General features: G+C 73.8%; 16 protein-coding genes. 8 read left to right on the top strand and 8 right to left on the bottom strand.

What is annotated here, in order from left to right:
• Positions 1-5 precede the first annotated feature (5 nt).
• Together KBX26_RS04285 and KBX26_RS04280 are read right to left on the bottom strand one after the other, a co-directional pair.
• On the bottom strand, positions 6-1,166 hold the full coding sequence (locus KBX26_RS04285; RefSeq protein WP_210864780.1) for an SAM-dependent methyltransferase: 1,161 nt from the start codon (positions 1,164-1,166) through the stop codon (positions 6-8).
• 88 nt (positions 1,167-1,254) lie between these two features.
• Entirely contained in the window at positions 1,255-2,967 is a 1,713-nt protein-coding gene (locus tag KBX26_RS04280) for a DEAD/DEAH box helicase (protein WP_210864779.1), read from the bottom strand.
• A 392-nt stretch (positions 2,968-3,359) separates the two neighbouring features.
• Here KBX26_RS04280 and KBX26_RS04275 point away from each other — a divergent pair, with 392 nt between their 5' ends.
• A complete protein-coding gene (locus KBX26_RS04275; RefSeq protein ID WP_307857744.1) occupies positions 3,360-3,995 on the top strand; it encodes a ferritin-like fold-containing protein in 636 nt (211 codons plus the stop codon).
• 101 nt (positions 3,996-4,096) lie between these two features.
• Here the strand turns inward: KBX26_RS04275 and KBX26_RS04270 are convergent, their stop codons facing one another.
• Complete coding sequence (locus KBX26_RS04270) at positions 4,097-4,324, bottom strand: DUF3107 domain-containing protein (protein ID WP_030329796.1); 228 nt, start codon at positions 4,322-4,324, stop codon at positions 4,097-4,099.
• Positions 4,325-4,388: 64 nt separating this feature from the next.
• Positions 4,389-5,027, bottom strand: coding sequence for a TetR/AcrR family transcriptional regulator (locus tag KBX26_RS04265; RefSeq protein WP_030329797.1), 639 nt, complete (start codon positions 5,025-5,027; stop codon positions 4,389-4,391).
• Positions 5,028-6,541: 1,514 nt separating this feature from the next.
• On the opposite strand from KBX26_RS04265, the gene KBX26_RS32910 reads away from it, so the two are divergent.
• The 6 genes from KBX26_RS32910 (at position 6,542) to KBX26_RS04235 (ending at position 13,508) form a co-directional block, all read left to right on the top strand.
• Positions 6,542-8,440 (top strand): hypothetical protein, encoded by a 1,899-nt coding sequence (locus KBX26_RS32910; protein ID WP_374224218.1) that lies wholly within the window; start codon positions 6,542-6,544, stop codon positions 8,438-8,440.
• Between the two features lie 23 nt (positions 8,441-8,463).
• Positions 8,464-9,438 (top strand): alpha/beta fold hydrolase, encoded by a 975-nt coding sequence (locus KBX26_RS04255; protein ID WP_210864778.1) that lies wholly within the window; start codon positions 8,464-8,466, stop codon positions 9,436-9,438.
• Positions 9,439-9,443: 5 nt separating this feature from the next.
• Positions 9,444-10,298 carry a DUF3152 domain-containing protein gene (locus tag KBX26_RS04250; RefSeq protein WP_210864777.1) on the top strand — a complete coding sequence of 285 codons (855 nt, stop codon included), beginning with the start codon at positions 9,444-9,446 and terminating at the stop codon, positions 10,296-10,298.
• A 101-nt stretch (positions 10,299-10,399) separates the two neighbouring features.
• On the top strand, positions 10,400-11,221 hold the full coding sequence (locus KBX26_RS04245; protein WP_210864776.1) for a DUF3152 domain-containing protein: 822 nt from the start codon (positions 10,400-10,402) through the stop codon (positions 11,219-11,221).
• A gap of 123 nt (positions 11,222-11,344) precedes the next feature.
• Positions 11,345-12,526 carry an adenylyltransferase/sulfurtransferase MoeZ gene (gene moeZ / locus KBX26_RS04240; protein WP_030329802.1) on the top strand — a complete coding sequence of 394 codons (1,182 nt, stop codon included), beginning with the start codon at positions 11,345-11,347 and terminating at the stop codon, positions 12,524-12,526.
• Positions 12,527-12,620: 94 nt separating this feature from the next.
• On the top strand, positions 12,621-13,508 hold the full coding sequence (locus KBX26_RS04235) for a prenyltransferase/squalene oxidase repeat-containing protein (protein ID WP_030329803.1): 888 nt from the start codon (positions 12,621-12,623) through the stop codon (positions 13,506-13,508).
• 12 nt (positions 13,509-13,520) lie between these two features.
• Here the strand turns inward: KBX26_RS04235 and KBX26_RS04230 are convergent, their stop codons facing one another.
• Together KBX26_RS04230 and proB are read right to left on the bottom strand one after the other, a co-directional pair.
• Complete coding sequence (locus KBX26_RS04230; RefSeq protein WP_210864775.1) at positions 13,521-14,762, bottom strand: glutamate-5-semialdehyde dehydrogenase; 1,242 nt, start codon at positions 14,760-14,762, stop codon at positions 13,521-13,523.
• A gap of 33 nt (positions 14,763-14,795) precedes the next feature.
• On the bottom strand, positions 14,796-15,953 hold the full coding sequence (gene proB / locus KBX26_RS04225) for a glutamate 5-kinase (protein ID WP_051708244.1): 1,158 nt from the start codon (positions 15,951-15,953) through the stop codon (positions 14,796-14,798).
• A 13-nt stretch (positions 15,954-15,966) separates the two neighbouring features.
• On the opposite strand from proB, the gene KBX26_RS04220 reads away from it, so the two are divergent.
• The gene (locus tag KBX26_RS04220) at positions 15,967-16,281 is read left to right on the top strand and encodes an MGMT family protein (protein ID WP_030329806.1); all 315 of its coding nucleotides are present in this window, start codon (positions 15,967-15,969) and stop codon (positions 16,279-16,281) included.
• Between the two features lie 87 nt (positions 16,282-16,368).
• Here KBX26_RS04220 and KBX26_RS04215 read toward each other — a convergent pair whose 3' ends face one another.
• Positions 16,369-17,583 carry a hypothetical protein gene (locus KBX26_RS04215; protein WP_210864774.1) on the bottom strand — a complete coding sequence of 405 codons (1,215 nt, stop codon included), beginning with the start codon at positions 17,581-17,583 and terminating at the stop codon, positions 16,369-16,371.
• Positions 17,576-18,139, bottom strand: coding sequence for a SigE family RNA polymerase sigma factor (locus tag KBX26_RS04210; protein ID WP_307857743.1), 564 nt, complete (start codon positions 18,137-18,139; stop codon positions 17,576-17,578). Before KBX26_RS04210 ends, KBX26_RS04215 begins: the two co-directional genes overlap by 8 nt.
• Between the last annotated feature and the right edge of the window lie 14 nt (positions 18,140-18,153).

The following is an 18,153-nucleotide window of genomic DNA, read 5'->3' as shown; positions in this document are numbered from 1 at the left end:
CGGCGTTAGGAGCCGGACGCCTCGTCGGCGGCCAGCAGGGTCTCCAGTCGGGGGACGACCTGCCACTGGTCCACCAGCTCGCGGTACTCCGCGCGCTGCGCCCCGGTCGCCCCGGCACCGGTACGGCGCGCGCGGATCAGCAGGTTGCGGGGCGTGTGCTGCGAGTCCACGAACTCCACCACCTCGGTCCGGTATCCGTGCAGCCGCAGCAGCCCGGCGCGCAGGGCGTCGGTGAGCACGTCGGCGAACCGCTCGCGCAGGATGCCCTGCCGGGTCAGCAGCTCGTACGGGGCCGGGGCGGGGTGGGCGCGCAGCTGCTTCGCCAGATCGTGGTGGCAGCACGGCGCGGCCAGCACCCAACGGGCCTCCCAGCGCACCGCGCGGGCCAACGCCTCGTCGGTGGCGGTGTCACAGGCGTGCAGTGCCAGCACCAGGTCGGGGGCGGGGTCGACGACGGCGTCGGCGATCGTCCCGGCCACGAAGCTGACCTGGTCGGCCCAGCCGAGCCGCTGCGCCAACTCGGTGTTGCGCCGCCGCTGGTCCTCGCGGACGTCCACGCCGACCAGTTGGACGCCGAGCCCTCGACTCGTCAGGTAGCGGTACGCGGCGAACGTCAGGTAGGCGTTGCCGCAGCCCAGATCGACCACCCGTAGCGGACCGGTCAGGTCGTCGGGCAGGGTCGCGGCCAGGGCCCGCAGGAACGCGTCCACCTGACGGCGCTTGGCCGCCGAGCCGCCGATCTCGGCGAAGATGGGATCACCGGGGTCGAGCAGGTACTCCTTCGTCCGGTCGTTTCCGGTCGGCGTCGCCGCCGGGCGGGACGTCGCGGCCCGGTGCACCTGCGCCTCGCCGGACTTGGTCACCCGCAGCTGGAGCGTCGCGTCGGCCGTCTCGACGTGCCAGTTGCCGAACGGCTCGGCCAGCAGTTCGTCGACCGCCGCGGCGGCCTCCGGACCGGAGGCGATGTTGCGGGTGTACGGGCGAGCGCCGTCGGACGTGGTGATCTGGATCCGGGGCCCGGCCTTCAGCGTCACCGGCCGCAGTTCGGCCCGCTCGACGGTGGGGCGACGTCCGCGGCGGCGACCGGCGGCGACCGCCCGGGTCAGCGCGGGGTCGAGCAGCAGCGCCCGAACCTCGGTCAGGGCGGCGTCCAGTGGTTGCGGCATCGTTCCATCTTCAGCAGGCGGGGTGGGAGACGGGAACATCCCCCACGCCGCGCGAGGCGGTGCGGGGGATGTCAGGTGTGGCTGGTGGTCAGTCGGCGGTCGCCTCGGCCGGCGTACCCGCACCGGAACCGCCACCACGGCGGCGTCGGCGGCGGCGCGGCTTCGACGGTTCACCGTCGGACGCGGTGGTCGGCTCGGCGGGGCCGGAGTCGGCGGAGATCACCGCGGTGGTCTCGCCCGCGACCACCTCGCCGGCGCGGCGGCGACGCCGGCGGCGGGGGGTACGGGTGCCTTCCTCGGCGGCGTCGACAGCGGGTGCGTCGGCGGCGGCCGGCGTGCCGGCGTCGGGGCGGTCGCGGCGACCATCGCCCCGACCACGACGTTCGCCGCGACCCTCGCCGCGACCCTCGCCGCGACCCTCGCCACGGCTCTCACCGCGTCGGGAGCCTCGGCCGCCGCTGTCGCCCCGGCGGGAGCGGGTCGTCCCACCCAGGTCCTCTTCGATCTCGGCGGACAGCCCGGCCCGGGTGCGCTCGGCCGTGGGCAGCGTGCCGCTGACCTCGGTGGAGATGTGCAGGTCGGTGTAGAGGTGCGGCGACGTGTGGTACGTCTCCGGCGGCTCCGGCATCTCCAGACCGAGGGTCTTGTCGATGATCCGCCAGCGCGGCATGTCGTCCCAGTCGACGAAGGTCACCGCGACACCCGTCGCGCCGGCCCGGCCGGTACGACCGATCCGGTGGGTGTAGGTGTCCTGGTCTTCCGGGCAGTCGTAGTTGATGACGTGGGTGACGCCGGTGACGTCCAACCCGCGGGCCGCCACGTCGGTGGCGACCAGGATGTCGATCTTGCCGGCCCGGAAGGCCCGCAGGGCCCGCTCGCGGGCACCCTGGCCGAGATCACCGTGGACCGCGGCGACCGCGAACCCACGGAAGTCGAGGTCCTCGGCGACCCGGTCGGCGGCCCGCTTGGTACGCGTGAAGATCATGGTCAACCCACGCCCCTCCGCCTGGAGGATGCGCGCCACCACCTCGACCTTGTTCATCGAGTGGGTGCGGTAGACCAGCTGCTGGGTCTGCGGCGACGGGCCGGTCTCGGCGGTGTGCCCGGCGTGGATCGTCATCGGCTGGCGCAGGAAACGCCGCGACAGGGTGACGATCGGGTCCGGCATGGTGGCCGAGAAGAGCATCGTCTGCCGGTCTTCCGGAAGCATCGCCAGGATCTTCTCGACGTCGTCGAGGAAGCCCAGGTCGAGCATCCGGTCGGCCTCGTCGAGGACGAGCGCGCGCACCCGGTCGAGCCGCAGGTGCTTCTGCTTCTGCAGGTCCATCAGTCGCCCGGGGGTGCCGACCAGGATCTCGACACCCTTGCGCAGCGCGTCGATCTGCGGCTCGTACGCCACGCCGCCGTAGATCGGCAGCACCCGGACGCCGCGCGTCCGGCCAGCGGCGGCCAGGTCCTTGGCAACCTGGATGCCCAGCTCACGGGTGGGGACGACGACCAGCGCCTGCGGGACGCCGTCGCTGCCCTCGCTCGGGGCGAAGACCCGGTCGAGCAGCGGAACGCCGAAGCCGAGGGTCTTGCCGGTGCCGGTGGGTGCCTGCCCGATCAGGTCGACGCCGCGCAGCGCGATCGGGATCGCGTACTCCTGGATGGCGAAGGCGCGGGTGATGCCGGCCGAGGCCAGCGCCTCGACGGTCTCGGCGCGGGCGCCGAGTGCGGCGAACGTGGGGGCCTCCGGTCGGACCGGGGCGGTGGGGGCCAGTTCCTGGCCGTCCAGCAAATCTTGAGTCAGGTCGCTCATGTGGATGTGGGGGTGCCCTCTCGTGGGTGCGCCCGTCCTGTCCTCAGGGCGCGTTCGGTATGACGCGGGCCACACGGTCGGCGGCAGATTGCCGAGCTGGACCGGGCCGCACGCGCGCCGCAGGCTGAGCTTCGATCAGATCGGCGCCCACGGCAACTGCTCCATGTTACCTGAACAGGCATGCCTGCGTCCCGATTCCCGGGCGGCCATCCGCCACGCGGGGCAAGTAAATGTGACCTGCATCACGGCTTGACTGACCTGGTTCGCCCCGCCCCCGCAGAGTCGGGTGGGAGTCGTATCAGGTGCGAAGTTGGCGAAAACGGTTACGACGCGCACCGCGGCTTCATGATCGATCGGGCCGGCGCGGGCGCGCGCCCGGTAGCCTGCCGCTCGTGTCCGCCTTTGCCGTCGTCGATCTTCTGGGTCTCGTCGCCTTCGGCGAGCTGCTGGCCTTCGAGCGGATGGCCGGCGACGCCCGCCTCGCTCCCGACCTGCGCCGCCGGGCCGCGCTGAACGAGATGGCCGCGGCCGAGATCGCCAACTACCGACGCCTCGCCGACCGGCTCACCGAACTGGGCGTACCGCCGGAGGACGCGATGGCACCCTATGTCGAGCCGGTGCAGGCGTACCACGACTCGACCGAGCCGCGGGACTGGGCGGAAGTGGTCACCAAGGCGTACGTCGGTGACGCGATCACCGACGACTTCGTCCGCGAGATCGCCGACGCGCTGGCGGAACCGGACCGGGCGTTGGTGCTGGACGTCCTGCACGACTTGCGGTACGCGGACTTTGCCGCGGCGGAGATCAGGTTGGCCGTCGCCGACGACCCCCGGGTGGCCGGTCGGCTCTCGATGTGGGCCCGACGGCTGGTCGGAGAGGCGTTGTCCCAGGCCGGCCGGGTCGCCGCCGAGCGGGCCACGCTCACCGCGCTGATCGCACGGGACGGCCGGGTCGACGTGCCGGGGCTGTTCGGCAGGCTCACCGCCGCGCACACCGCACGGATGACCGCCGCCGGGTTGAACAACTGACCGGTCGACCGCTCGGCGCACGCCTGAGCGTCGGCTGGTCGGGTCGGTGCCGGCCTGCGGCAGGTGGGCCGGACGCCGACCTGCCGCGATGGCCGGACCGGTCAGCGGACGGTGAACCCGACCGCCCGGGGCGACGCCTCGGCGATCTCGACGTAGGCGACCTTCTCGACGGGAACGATGACCCGCCGGCCCTTCTCGTCGGTCAGGGAGAGCGTGCCGCCGTTGCCGGCGAAGGCGTCGGTCACGATCTGCTCGATCTCGGCCGGCGACTGCGCGCTGTCCAGAACCAGCTCGCGCGGCGCGTACTGCACGCCGATCTTGACCTCCACTGTGCCTCCTCAACTGGGGCGAAAGAACCGCCCTGCGAAGGCTATCCGATCACGGGGTCGACGGTCAGGCTGACTCACCTTGCAGCGGGAAGCTCGCGATGCCCCGCCACGACAGCGCGGCCACCAACGCCTCGGCCTCGGCCTTCGGCACCTGCCGCCCGCCGGCCAGCCAGAACTGCGCGGCCGTCTCCGCGGCCCCGACCAGCCCGGAGGCGAGCAACTCGGCGTGTGCCCGGCTCACCCCGGTGTCGGAGATGATCGTGTCGGTGATCGCCGCGATGCAGCCCTGCTCGACCCGCTCCACCCGCTGCCGCACCGCCGGGTCGTTACGCAGATCCGACTCGAAGACGAGCCGGAACGCCTCACTCTCGTGGTCGACGAAGTCGAAGTACGCCCGCACGGACGCGCTGACCCGCTCCTTGTTGTCGCTGGTGCCGCGCATCGCTTCCTGCACCTGAGCGACGATGGCGTCACAGTGCGTGTCGAGCAGCGCCAGGTAGAGATCCATCTTTCCGGGAAAGTGTTGGTAGAGCACCGGCTTCGAGACCCCGGCCCGCTCGGCGATGTCGTCCATCGCGGCGGCGTGGTAGCCCTGCGCGACGAACACCTCCTGCGCCGCAGCGAGAAGCTGCTTACGACGCGCGGAGCGGGGCAGGCGGGTGGGCCGGCCAGCGGTCTGTGCACCGTTCCCCGCAGCGGTCATGGGATCCTCCGAGTTCTCCGTACGAGCCGGCATTTTCCCCCCAGACCGGGCGAGGCCCGTGACCTCCGTTGTGGAAATGGCCCGCCGCTGTAACTTATCGCCACTCTCGGCACACGGTAGCCTCAGCGGGGGCGACCAAGGAGCGCGCGGTGAGTGAAACAGGGCAACCCGGAGCCGCCACCCCGGGAGAGCACGGTGACGGAGCGGGTCAGCACGACGACCCGAGCCGTTCCGTCAGCGGGTGGGCGCCACCGGCGGGAGGATGGCCCCGGGCCGCCGACCGCGAGGACGCCCGGGATGAGGCGCCGCGCTGGCAGCCCGACCCCGCGTCGGGCTGGCGGGCCGCCTCGGCGCGACACGGTGACCTGCCATCGCCGCTGGTCGGACGACCGGACGACCCGGAGCCGCCGGCCCGCGCCAACGGCCACCGCGTCAACGGCGTGCACCCCCCGGACGACGTCAACGGCGTCCACCTCCCCGGTCTCGAACCGCCAGCGGGACGCCCCACGCCGGTGAGCGCCCCGCCCGGGCTGCCCGCCGAGGGTCGCCCCGGGGCGGCCAGCGACCGGCTCGTGGTGCCCGCCCAGCGTCCCGCGCCGTCGGCGGAGCAGGGTGTCGCCGAGCCCGACACCGGTCCCGCCCCGCACCCCACCGTCGATCCGGCCGCCGCGCACCGGGCCCGTTGGGCCGAACCCGGCCTGCCCACCTCGGCCCCACCTGCCGTCCAGGTGCCGCCCGTCGGCACCGCGGCGTCGGGTTTCGAGGTGCCGCCCGGCTTCCACGCTCCGACCGTCGAGCGGCTGGCCGCCGACGACAGCCCGACCGCGCCACGCGACTGGCGGGACCCGGTCCCACCGGAGCACGCGGCGAGTTCGGGACGCACCCCGGGCCCGGCCGGGCAGGCCGACGACGGCGAGCCCGGTCGCGCTGCCGAGGCTGCCCGGCCGGCCGACCCGCACCGTCCCGGGGACCCGCACCGTCCCGGGGACGCGCACCGGGCCGGGGAGTCGTCGGCCATCGAGCCCGACTGGTCGGGGCCGAGCTGGAACCGTCCGAGTTGGGGTGGGGGATGGGCCCCGCCCTGGTCCCGCCAGGACGACGAGTCGGTTGGCCCGGCAGCCCGGGACGAGTCGGCGCCGGGTTGGGTCGCCGAGCCCAACCAGCCGTACGAGCCGGTGCGCGCCGAGGTGCCCCGTCCGTACGAGCCGGTGCGCGCCGATCCAGGCCGTGGCTACGAACCCGGCCGGGGCGAGTCCGAGTCCGCGCCGGAGTCCCCCGCCGAACCGACGAGCGCGCCACCCGCCGACCGGCCGTCCTGGGCTGGCGGCGGTGCGACGCCGACCAGCGGTCCGCCCGCCGACCGGCCGTCCTGGGCGGCGTCCGGGGCGACCGGCAGACCTCGGGCCGACCCGCCGTCCTGGGCGGGTGGGGGCGACCCCGACCCCACCAGCGCGCCGCCCGCACGGCCCTCCTGGGCCGGGGGTTCCGATCCGACGCCACCCGGTGCGCCGCCGGTGCGGCCGTCCTGGGCGGGCGGGTCCGAGGCGGCGACCAGCGTGCCTCCGGTACGACCGTCCTGGGCCGGCGGGTCCCCACCGCCCACGACCAGCGCGCCGTCGACGCGGCCGTCCTGGGCCGGCGGGTCCGATCCGGCACCGGCCAGCTCGCCGTCGACGCGGCCCTCCTGGGCCGCCAGCCCGTCACCGGCCGACCCGTCGGTCGACGCGCCGGCCGCTGCACCGGCCGGCCCGCCGCCGGCACCGGCCGGGCCACCTCCCACGCTGGCCGACGCGCCACCGGCCCCGGCCGGCCCGTCGCTGGTGGCGGAGCGCCCGTCCTGGACCGGCGGTTCGCCCGCCGCGAGCAGCTCCCGAACCGAGCGGCCGGACTGGTCCGAGGGCCGGCTCCCCGCGACCCCTGTCGAACGCCCGTCCTGGCCGGCCAGTCGAGCGGCCAGCACCGGTGCGGGCGACGGCGGTGAGCCGCCCGGTCGGTCCCGGCCCGAGACCCGGCCGACCGCCCCGTTCCGGCTCCGGCCGGCGACACCCGAGCCCGGTCCCTCGTCCGTCGAGTCGCCCCAGCCGGCCGCACCCGCCAGCGGCCTGCCCTCGAAAGACGTCACACCGCCCGCCGCCGAAAAGGGTTCCGGCCGCACCGGTCAGCCCGCACCGTCGTCCGTCTCTCCGTACGCGGCGCGACGATCCGCCCCGGACCCGACGTCGCCGGCCGACGACGGCCGGCAGTCGGCCCCGAGCGCGGTGGTGCTGCCGCAGCGCGTCCCCGCGGAACCGGACGTGCCCGTCGTGCCGGAGCCGCCAGCCGTGGAGCCCCCCGCCGAAACCCCGGAACTCGCCCGCATCGCCACCCACCTGCGTCGGGACGACGAGCCAGCCCCGTTGCGGGAGCGCCCCGAGGGGTTCGATGTCAACGCCATCCTGGACGCCGTCCGGGAGGTGGCAGGTGTCCGCGACGCGGCCCTGCGCCGTACCCCGGCCGGGGCGCACAGCTTGCGACTGGACCTGGCCGACGGCGCCGACCCGGCCGAGGTGAGCCGGCAGGTGGCCCGGCTTCTCCAGGAGCGGATGGGGTTGGCCGCGGCCCCGCAGAACGTGCCCGGCCTGCCCAGCACGCCGCCTCCGCCGGTGCGCCGCCGCGCTGCCGAACCCCGACCGGCTGAGCGGCGTACCCCGGAAACGCAGAACGCTGCCGCGCGTGATCCCGGCGAGGTTCGGGCGGCCACGTCGCCGACGGCCGCCCGCCCGACCGGCGGTCGGTCCGAGGCCGCGCCGGCTGGCCCGGAACAGCGGACCAGCACGGACCCGACGCGTCGGCGGCGGTCGAACGCTCCGCACCGGGGCCGGGCCACGGTGGAGGAACCCGGATCGGTCTCCGCCGCGCCGGCCGGCGCCGCGACCGGTAGCCCGGCGACGCTCGGCACGTCGTACTCCGGTGGTCAGGTGACCACGACGGAGTCCGCGCCGTCCCGGCCGCTGGAGACCGGCGGCGTCCCGGGGCCCCGGGTGGTGATCGACCACGTGCAGGTCAGCACCTTCGGCCTGGACGCGAACGTCGAGGTCCGGCTGCTGGCCGGGGGCGACAGCGCCTCCGGGTACGCCACCGGGCCGGCGGTGGACGGCTACGTGCTGCGGCTCTGCGCGGTGGCGGCGGCCGCCGCCGTGGACGAGTTGTTGCGCGGCGCGGACAACGCCGAGCGGGGACGCTGCTTCGTCGAACACGCGGCGGTGGTGCCGTTCGGCAACTGCGAGGTGGCCACCGTGGTGGCGTTGCTGGTCTGTGAGGGCTGGGTCGAGCAGCTCGCCGGGTCGGCCCTGGTCGCCGGTGATCCCCGTCAGGCGGTGGTCCGGGCGACGTTGGCGGCGGTCAACCGTCGGCTGGAGGCGCTGCTGTCCTGAGTGGTCCGGGGCAGACTGGAGCAATGAGACGCGCCACCCTCTGGCCGGACCACCTGCTCCCCGACGACCGCGTCCCGCCGCCGTGGCCGGGCCGGGAAGTCCGGCTCGACGGCCGGGTCACGTACGTGCGGGACACCCCGGCCACCGCCGTTGGCGCGCAGCCGGCGCTGTACGTGCACGGGCTGGGCGGGTCGTCGCAGAACTGGACGGACCTGGCCGGGCTGCTCGCCGACCGACTGGACGGTCAGGCCATCGACCTGCCCGGCTTCGGCCGGAGCGAGCCGGGTCCGCGGTACACGATTCCGGCCTTCGCCGATCTGGTGGTCCGCTGGATCGAGCACTCCGGTCGCGGTCCGGTGCACCTGTTCGGCAACTCGCTGGGCGGCGCGGTCGCGGTCCAGGTCGCCGGGCTCCGGCCGGACCTGGTCCGCACCCTCACATTGATCTCCCCGGCGCTGCCGTTCCTGGACTTCCGGCGCTCGTTGCAGGGGCGGATGCTGCCGGTGCTCGCCATTCCGCGTGGTGAGCGGCTGGTCGCCCGGCACCTCACCCAGCTCGCGCCGGAGGTGATGGCCCAGCAGGTGCTGGAGGCGTGCGTCGCCGACCTGAGCCGGATCTGCGATCAGCGTCGGGCCGAGGCGCTGGAGGAGATCCGGGTGCGGTACGAGGCCGAGCACTACGCCGCCGCGTACGTCCGGACGTTCCGTGGGCTGGTCGCCAGCTTCCTGCGCGCGTACCTGCCGGGGCCGGGGTCGCTGTGGCGCCTCGCCGCGGCGGTACGCGCACCGACCCTGGTGGTGGGCGGCCGGCAGGACCGCCTTGTCGACGTGCGGGTGGCGCCGCAGACCGCCCGGGTCATTCCGGACAGCCGATTGATGATGCTCCACGGTGTCGGCCATGTGGCGCAGTTGGAGGTTCCCCGGCTGGTTGCCCGCGCGGTGGTCGGCCTGCTCGCCGAAACGGAGGACGCGGTGGGGCGCTCTGATCTGGCAGGCTGACCCGGATGCCCAGCTCAGCCCGCCACCCCGTGCGCCGTCGACGGCGTTTCGCGTTGCTCGCCCAACTGGTGGCGGTGGCGGTGGCCGTCGGTGCGGCGGTGACGGTGGTCGCCGAAGGGCGGGGCGGGCAACCCGGTGGTGAACGGCTGGCCGCGGAGGAGGTGGGTACGCCTGCCCCGCTGGTGGCCGGGCCGCTGCCGCCGTCGGCCGACCCGTCGCCCGTCGACGTGGTTTCGCCCAGTCCGTCGGCGGTGTTGCGGGTGCCCGGGCCGGTTCCGAGCGCCGGTACGGGCAGGTTCGGCTATGACGCGCGCTCCGGCCCGGTGCTGGGTCGGGCGGGTGAGGTGCGACGGTACCGGGTCGCTGTGGAGTCGGGCAGCGCCGAGGACGCCGCCGAGTTCGCCGATGCGGTCCAGGTGGCACTGGCCGGGCCGGGCAGTTGGGTCGACAGCGGCAGGTTGCGGCTTCAGCAGGTGCCCGGGGCCGCGCCTCGTGACTTCACCGTCTACCTGGCGACCGCCCGGACCGCGGGGCGGATGTGCGCACAGGGTGGGGTGGACATCCGGATCAACGGCCGGCCGTACACGTCCTGTCGGGCACCGGGCAAGGTGATCATCAACCTGGATCGGTGGCGGTTGTCGGTGCCGCACTTCGTCTCGGCCGGTGTGCCGCTGGCGGTCTACCGCACGTACGTGGTCAACCACGAGGTGGGCCACCAGCTCGGGCATCGGCACGAGCGGTGCCCCGGTGCGGGTCGGGCGGCGCCGGTGATGATGCAGCAGACGCTCTTCCTCAACGGGTGCCGGGCCAACCCGTGGCCGTATCTCAATGGGCGTCGGCACGCCGGCCCGGCGCTCTGAGGCGATCGGTCCGACTCGCCAATATCAGTCTCGATCGGGCATCTTGTGGCAATAGCGATAAAAACGGTTAAACGCCCGAATAATCTGGCAGGCTCGACGGTATGACGCCGTCGTCCCCTTACGGCCCGGCCCGGCCGCCCGATCACCGGTCGGCGCGGCGGGATGCGCGTCCCACGTTCGTTCGGATGCGCCGACGGCGTCGCCGCAGCATGCTGCTCGGCCTGCTCGTGCTCGCCGCGGCCATCGGCGTGACAGTGAGCCGGGGCGGCGAGCCGGCAGTCGAGCCGCCGGCCGCCACCCAGGGCGGAATGGGTCACGGCGGTGGGGTGGCCGCGCACCCGGCGCCCACCAGCTACCCGTCGGTCGGAGCGGGACGCTTCACCGCCGCCGACGGCGAGACCCCCGTGCACGGCACTGACGGTCCGCTGCGCCGCTACCGGGTCGTCGTCGAACGCGACGCCGGCCAGGACCCCGACGTCTTCGCCGCAACTGTCGACGAGGTGCTGGCCGACCCGCGCAGTTGGATCGCCTCCGACGAGCTGCGGGTGCAACGGGTGGCCGACCCGGAGGACGCCGACTTCACCATCTACCTGGCCACCCCGGTCACCTCCGAGCGGATGTGCGCGGAGGGCGGGTTGACCACCGAGCGCTACACCTCCTGTCGCCTGCCCGGTCAGGTCATCATCAACCTGGCCCGTTGGATGGAGGCGGTCCCCGACTACGGCGCTTCCCTGGACACCTACCGGACCTACGTCATCAACCACGAGGTGGGTCACGAGTTCGGCGAGGACCACGAGGCGTGCCCCGGCCCGGGGGAGCCCGCTCCGGTGATGCAACAGCAGACGTACGGCCTGGAAGGCTGCGTCGCCAACGCCTGGCCCTACCTCGACGGCCGTCGCTACGCGGGGGACATCGTCCCCTGATCGACGGGCTCGTCGGTTATTCCCGCTCCCGCATAGCGGACCACGTGTCGTCAGTCATGGCCGAGCGGGGCTCCCGCGAGCAACAATGGCGCGGTTCACACCGCCGATCCCGGGGAGTCCACCGTGTCGTTGCCCCCGCTCGTCGAGCCCGCCGCCGAGCTGACCGTAGACGAGATCCGCCGCTACTCACGTCACTTGATCATCCCGGATGTCGGGGTGACCGGGCAGAAGCGGCTGAAGAACGCCAGGGTGCTCTGTGTCGGCGCCGGTGGCCTCGGGTCGCCCGCCCTGTTGTACCTCGCCGCGGCCGGGGTCGGCACGCTCGGCATCATCGACTTCGACACCGTCGACGAGTCCAACCTCCAGCGCCAGGTCATCCACGGGGTGTCCGACATCGGCCGGTCCAAGGCCGAGTCCGCCGCCGCGTCGATCCGCGAGATCAACCCCCTGGTCAACGTGGAGATCCACAACACCGCGCTGGACCGGGAGAACGTCCGCGAGATCTTCGCCCAGTACGACCTGATCGTGGACGGCACCGACAACTTCGCCACCCGCTACATGGTGAACGACGCGGCGGTGCTGCTCGGCAAGCCGTACGTCTGGGGCTCGATCTACCGCTTCGACGGCCAGGCGTCGGTGTTCTGGGCCGAGCACGGCCCCTGCTACCGCTGCCTCTACCCGGAGCCGCCGCCGCCCGGCATGGTCCCCTCCTGCGCCGAGGGCGGCGTGCTGGGGGTGCTCTGCGCGTCGATCGGCTCGATCCAGGTGAACGAGGCGATCAAGCTGCTCACCGGCATCGGTGAGCCGCTGGTCGGCCGCCTGATGGTCTACGACGCCCTGGAGATGGAATACCGCAAGATCAAGGTTCGTAAGGACCCGAACTGCGTGCTCTGCGGCGAGAACCCCACCGTCACCGACCTGCTGGAAGACTACGAGGACTTCTGCGGCGCGGTCTCCGAGGAGGCCCAGGAGGCGACGCTCGACGCGACCATCACCGCGCTGGAGCTCAAGGAGTGGCAGGACGCCGGCAAGGACATCTTCCTCGTCGACGTGCGTGAGCCGGCCGAGTACGAGATCGTCCGGATCCCCGGCGCCACCCTGATCCCCAAGGGCGAGATCCTCTCCGGTGAGGCCCTCGCGAAGCTGCCGCAGGACCGGCAGATCGTGCTGCACTGCAAGTCCGGCGTCCGCTCGGCGGAGGCACTCGCCGCGCTCAAGGCGGCCGGGTTCAAGGACGCCGTGCACGTGCAGGGTGGCGTGCTCTCCTGGATCAAGCAGATCGACCCGTCGCTGCCCGCGTACTGACGATCGGTCCGGGGCGGCCCGTCCGGCCGCCCCGGCAAATCGACGCAGATGACGCCGGGCGGCCGTCCGGCCGGAGCGACGCAGCCATCCCGGGCTGGCCGATTCCCTGAGGCGGCATCGCGTCTGCGCAGGTAGCGTCTCCGCCGTGGTCGACTTGGAAGCCGCGATCGGGTTCGTCGTGGCGCATGGGGATGCGGTGGAACGCGCCCGCCTCTCCTGGCTCCGCAACGGCACCCCCGTACCCGCCGAGTTGCTGGAGACCGCCGAGGTCGGCCAGTCACCGGACGGTGGTTGGCCGGCCACCTGGGGCGGCGGGACCGCCTCGATCGACGCCACCTGCTTCCGGCTCGCCGAGCTCGACGACCTGGGTGCCCTCGGTCGCCCTGCCGCTCGCCGGGCACTGGACTGGCTGGCGTCGCGACAGCAGGCCGACGGCAGTTGGGACGAGGACGCGTCGCTGGCCGACTCGGCCCCGGAGTGGGCCCGGCCCGGCGATCCGGAGGCCGGGTTCCTCCAGTCGGCCAACGCCGGTTTCTGGCTCACCGTCGCCGGCCTCGACGCGCGCGCGTCGGGCCCGCTCGACCACCGCGTCGGTGGGGCGTACGCCGGAGTGGTGCAGGCGGCGGCCCACTCGCTCGCCGCACGGCTGCGCCCGGACGGCAGCTGGCCGTCGTTCCTCGCCGCCGGCTGGCTGAGCGCGGCGGTGCTGCACCGGCAGGAGATGTTCCAGGAGTCGGCGCGGATCCAGGTGGTGCTCGCCGAGCGGATGCCGAAGATGTCCCCGGGGGAGGTGGCGTGGCTGGCGGCCACGCTGCGCCGCGCCGGCGTGGACCCACAGGACTGGACCATGGTGCGGGCGTTACGCCGGCTGACCGAGACCCAGCGCAGCGACGGTGGCTGGGAGAGCGACGACGGCCACCAGTTCGACGTGCACACCACGCTGGCCGCCATCCGGGCGGCCCGCCCCGCGCCGCCCGGCTAGCAGCGGCTGCCGTTAGCGCAGGTGCCCGTCGCCGGTGACGACGTACTTGGTGCTGGTCAGCTCGGGCAGGCCCATCGGGCCGCGCGCGTGCAGCTTCTGGGTGGAGATGCCGATCTCCGCGCCGAAGCCGAACTCGCCTCCGTCGGTGAACCGGGTCGACGCGTTCACCATCACCGCCGCCGCGTCCACCCGGGCGACGAAGTCGCGGGCCGCGCTCGCCGAGTCGGTGAGGATCGCCTCGGTGTGCCCGGTGCCGAAGCGGCGGATGTGCGCGACCGCCGCGTCCAGCGAGTCGACCACCGCCACGGAGATGTCGGCGGACAGGTATTCGGTGGCGAAGTCCTCGTCGGTCGCCGGGACCACGGCGGCGGAGTACGCGGCCACCTCGGGGGAGCCGTGCACTGTCACCCCCGCCTCGGCGAACGCGGCCAGCACCGGGGGCAGGAACGCGTCGGCGATGCCCGCGTGCACCAGCAGCGACTCGGCCGTGTTGCAGGTGGAGAGGCGCTGCGTCTTGGCGTTCAGCGTCACCGCGACGGCCTTCGCCACGTCGGCGGCGGCATCGACGTAGACGTGGCAGTTGCCCACCCCGGTCTCGATCACCGGCACCGTCGACTCCTCGACCACGGTGCGGATCAGCGACGCGCCACCGCGCGGAATGAGCACGTCGACGAGGCCCCGGGCGCGCATCAGCTCCTTTACCGAATCACGGGAGCTGGCGTCGAGCAGCTGCACCGCGTCGGCGGGCAGGCCGGCCCCGGCGACCGCGTCGCGCAGCACCGCGACCAGCGCGGCGTTCGAGTGTGCGGCGGACGACGACCCGCGCAGCAGCGCCGCGTTGCCGGACTTGAGGCAGATCCCGGCGGCGTCCACCGTCACGTTCGGCCGTGCCTCGTAGATGATGCCGACCACCCCGAAGGGCACCCGGATCTGGCGCAACTCCAGGCCGTTGGGCAGGGTGGACCCGCGGACCACCTCGCCCACCGGGTCGGGCAACGCGGCCATCTCGCGCAGCGCGTCGGCGATGCCGGCCACCCGACCCGCGTCGAGCGCGAGCCGGTCCAGCACGGCCGCGCTCAGCCCGGCCTCGCGGCCGGCCGCCAGGTCCGTCTCGTTCGCGGTCAGGATCTCCGGGGTACGCGCCACCAGCGCGTCGGCCATCGCCACCAGCGCGGCGTCCTTGACCGTACGCGTGGCCACGGCCAGCGTCTCCGCCGCCAACCGGGCCCGTCGCGCCTGCTCAACCACGCTCATGCCAGCACTCCTCGTGAAGGTGGGAAGGTCTGCTCACAGCAGCACCAGGTCGTCGCGGTGGACGACCTCTCGTTCGTACGCCGGGCCGAGCGCCGCGGCGAGTTCGGACGTGGAGCGGCCGAGCAGCCCGGGCAACTCCACGGCGTCGTAGTTGACCAGTCCGCGGGCGACCGACGCGCCGGCGGTGTCCACCAGGTCCACCGGGTCGCCGGCCGTGAACGTGCCGTCCACGGCGGTGATGCCGGCCGGCAGCAGCGACTTGCGCCGCCCGACGACGGCGGCGACAGCGCCGGGGTCGAGGTGCAGCCGCCCCCGGGGCGAGGTGGCGTGGGCCAGCCAGAACAGCCGGGCCGTCGGGCGCCGCTGCTGCGGGTGGAAGAGCGTGCCGACCGGTTCGCCGGCCAGCGCCGGTGCGGCCAGGTCGGCGGCGGTGAGCACCACCGGGATGCCGAAGCCGGTGGCGATCCGGGCCGCCTCGACCTTGGTCACCATGCCGCCGGTGCCGACGCCGGACCGGCCGGCCCCGCCGATGGTGATGTCGGCCAGGTCCGTGTCGTCGCGCACCTCGGCGATCCGGGTCGAGTCGGGTTTGGTGGGGTCGCCGGTCCAGAGCGCGTCCACGTCGGAGAGGAGCACCAGCAGGTCGGCGTGGACCAGCGCGGCCACCAGGGCGGCCAGCCGGTCGTTGTCGCCGAAGCGGATCTCCTGGGTGGCCACCGTGTCGTTCTCGTTGACGATCGGCACCGCCCGCAGGTCGAGCAGCTTGCGCAGCGTCCGGTACGCGTTGCGGTAGTGCGCTCGCCGGGTCACGTCGTCGACGGTGAGCAGCACCTGCCCGACGGTGCGGCCGTGCCGGGCGAAGCTGGCCGCGTACCGACCGATCAGCAACCCCTGCCCGACGCTGGCGGCGGCCTGCTGGGTGGCCAGGTCGCGCGGGCGTCGGGACAGCCCGAGCGGGGCGAGCCCGGCGGCGATGGCGCCGGAGGACACCAGCACCACCTCGCGCCCTTCGGCGGTGAGCCGACCGAGGGTGTCGACCAGCGTGTCGACGCGCTCGTCGGCCAACCCGCCGGTCGCGGTGGTCAACGAGGAGGATCCGATCTTGACAACGACCCGCCGGGCCGTCGTGACTGCGTCGCGCACCCGACCATTCTGCGTGGTCACGGACGCGCCGCCCGGCGGCGTTCCCATATGGTGGCGGATTGTGACTCCTGACGAGTACGTCGAGGCGGTGCTCGACCTGGTCGAGCGGATCCCGGAGGGCCGGGTCATGTCCTACGGCGGGGTGGCCGACGCGCTCTCCGAACGCTCGGGGCGTGCCTCCGCCCGGTTGGTCGGCAACATCATGGCCCGGCACGGCGGCTCGGTGCCCTGGCACCGGGTGGTGACAGCGAGTGGTCGACTGCCGCCGGGGCACGAGCGGGAGGCGCGGGCCCGACTGCGCGCGGAGGGGGTGCCGCTGCGGGGCGAGGGGGTGGACGTCGCGGCGGCGGCCTGGTCGCCGGAGGAGGAGTTGTGATCATCTGCGGGGGTGACCGGTGACGGCCGGGGCCTGCCACACCGACGGTGCCCCGCCCCGGGCGGGGCCGGGGCACCGTGCTGGCGTTCAGAGTGGCAGTGGGGACCGCACCTCGTTGTCGTTGCGTTTCAGGTCGGGCCACTGGCGGTCCGCGGCGTCGCAGTGGACGACGAGGAACCTGCGGACGATCGCGTCGGGCGCCGGCTGGCCGGGCACCAGAAGCACGAACGTGTAGCGGCGCGATTCACCGGCCGGCACCCCGGGGAGCAGGCACGACGGTTGATCGGCCGACGGCTTGGGGTTCGGGTCGCAGCGGGACCAGTCCCCGCCGGCCCGTTCGCCGCCCTCAAGGGAGTGGAACGCGACCTGGGCCGCGTCGACCGGCCCGGCGTTGGTGACGGTGAAGACCAGGGTGAGTCGGCGTCGACTGTCCGCTCCCGCACCGTCTTCGAGCTGGTGGGTCATGGTCACCCGTAGATCGGTGAGCCGGGGGTCCCTGCCGAACGTCGTGGGGCCGTTCGTCTGGCTGAACCGCTGCCCGTTCCATCGGTACGTCCGTACCTGATCGCGCCGCAGGTACTCGGGGGTGCCGCAGCACGGCACGATGTCGGCCACCCGCACCTCGACCGACCCGGCCGGGGTGGTCTCCATGCCGAGAATGTCGTCGAACCCGTCACCGGTCCGGACCACCCGGCCCATTGTCACGATCCGACCGTCCCGGTCCCGGTCGAAGGCCACCACCTGCTTGGCCGACGCCTCGCCGTACCGGCAGGCGACGATGGCGACGGTTTCGTCCGCCCCGTCACCATCGAGGTCACCGTGCTCGAACGCGTCGTCGGTCAGCGTCGACACGTAGGTCTTCGTCGTGTCGGTCCGCAGCCGCACGTTCGAGGTGGCGCAGCCGCCCGCCGCGAGGTCCGACGGCCAGCTCGGCAGGTCGATCCGGGCCGCGAGCAGCTGGGCCCGGCTGATCCGCCCGTCCGGGCCGGCCGGGGCTTCGGCGCTCGGCGTCGCCGAGCCGGTCGGCGGTGGCGTCGGCGGTGCCGAGGTCGACGGGGTGGTGGTGGGTTGGACCGATTCCGCCGGCACCGGCGTGTTCTGGGCGTCGCGCAGTGCGGCGTTGGCGACGACGGGGGCCACCACCAGGACGACCGCCGCCGCGGCCACCGCCGCCGCCGTCATCCGTCGGCGTCGGCGCAGGACGTGCCGGGCCTGGTCGGGGCCGGGGCCGGTGACGTGGGTGACCACATCGTTGCGGTACGCGGTGAACCGCTCGCGCAGTCGCGGGTCGAGGTCAGACATCGCACACCCCCTCGGTGTTCTCGTCGAGCAGCCCGGCCAGGGCGGCCCGGCCACGGTGCAACCAGGACTTCACGGTGCCCTCGGCCACCCCTTCCTGGGCGGCGATCTGGCTGACCGGGAGGTCGGCCAGGTAGTGCAGGATGACCGCTCGGCGGTGGTTGGCGGGCAGCTGCGCCAGCGCCGTGTCGATCGCCACCCGGTCGGGGTTCGGGCCGGCCACCTCCGCCTCGGCGCGGCGCTGCCGCAGCAGGTGGTTGCGGGCGGTACGCAGGCGTCGCCACCGGCTGCGGGCCAGGTTCCAGGCGACCTGCCGGACCCAGGCCACCGGGTCGTCGTACCGGACCAGGCGGTCCCAGCGGGCCAGCGCTCGGCAGAACGCCTCCTGGGCCAGGTCCTGCGCGTGCCCCAGATCCCCGGTGTACGCACTGAGTTGCGCGGTCACGCTGCCGAAGTGTGCGTGGTAGAAGTCGTCGAAGGTGATCGTCGCCGCGACCGCCGCACCGGCTGTCCAGGCCGCCGGTGGCTCATTGGCCCGGGCTCCCATCGTTGCTGCCACTGTCCCTCCCCGTC

It is taken from the genome of Micromonospora sp. C97, from assembly GCF_018070385.1.
In the GTDB taxonomy this organism is placed as follows: Bacteria; Actinomycetota; Actinomycetes; order Mycobacteriales; family Micromonosporaceae; genus Micromonospora; species Micromonospora parva.
The sequence above is the reverse complement of the archived record's forward strand: the minus strand, read 5'-3'. Positions and strand labels throughout refer to the sequence as shown.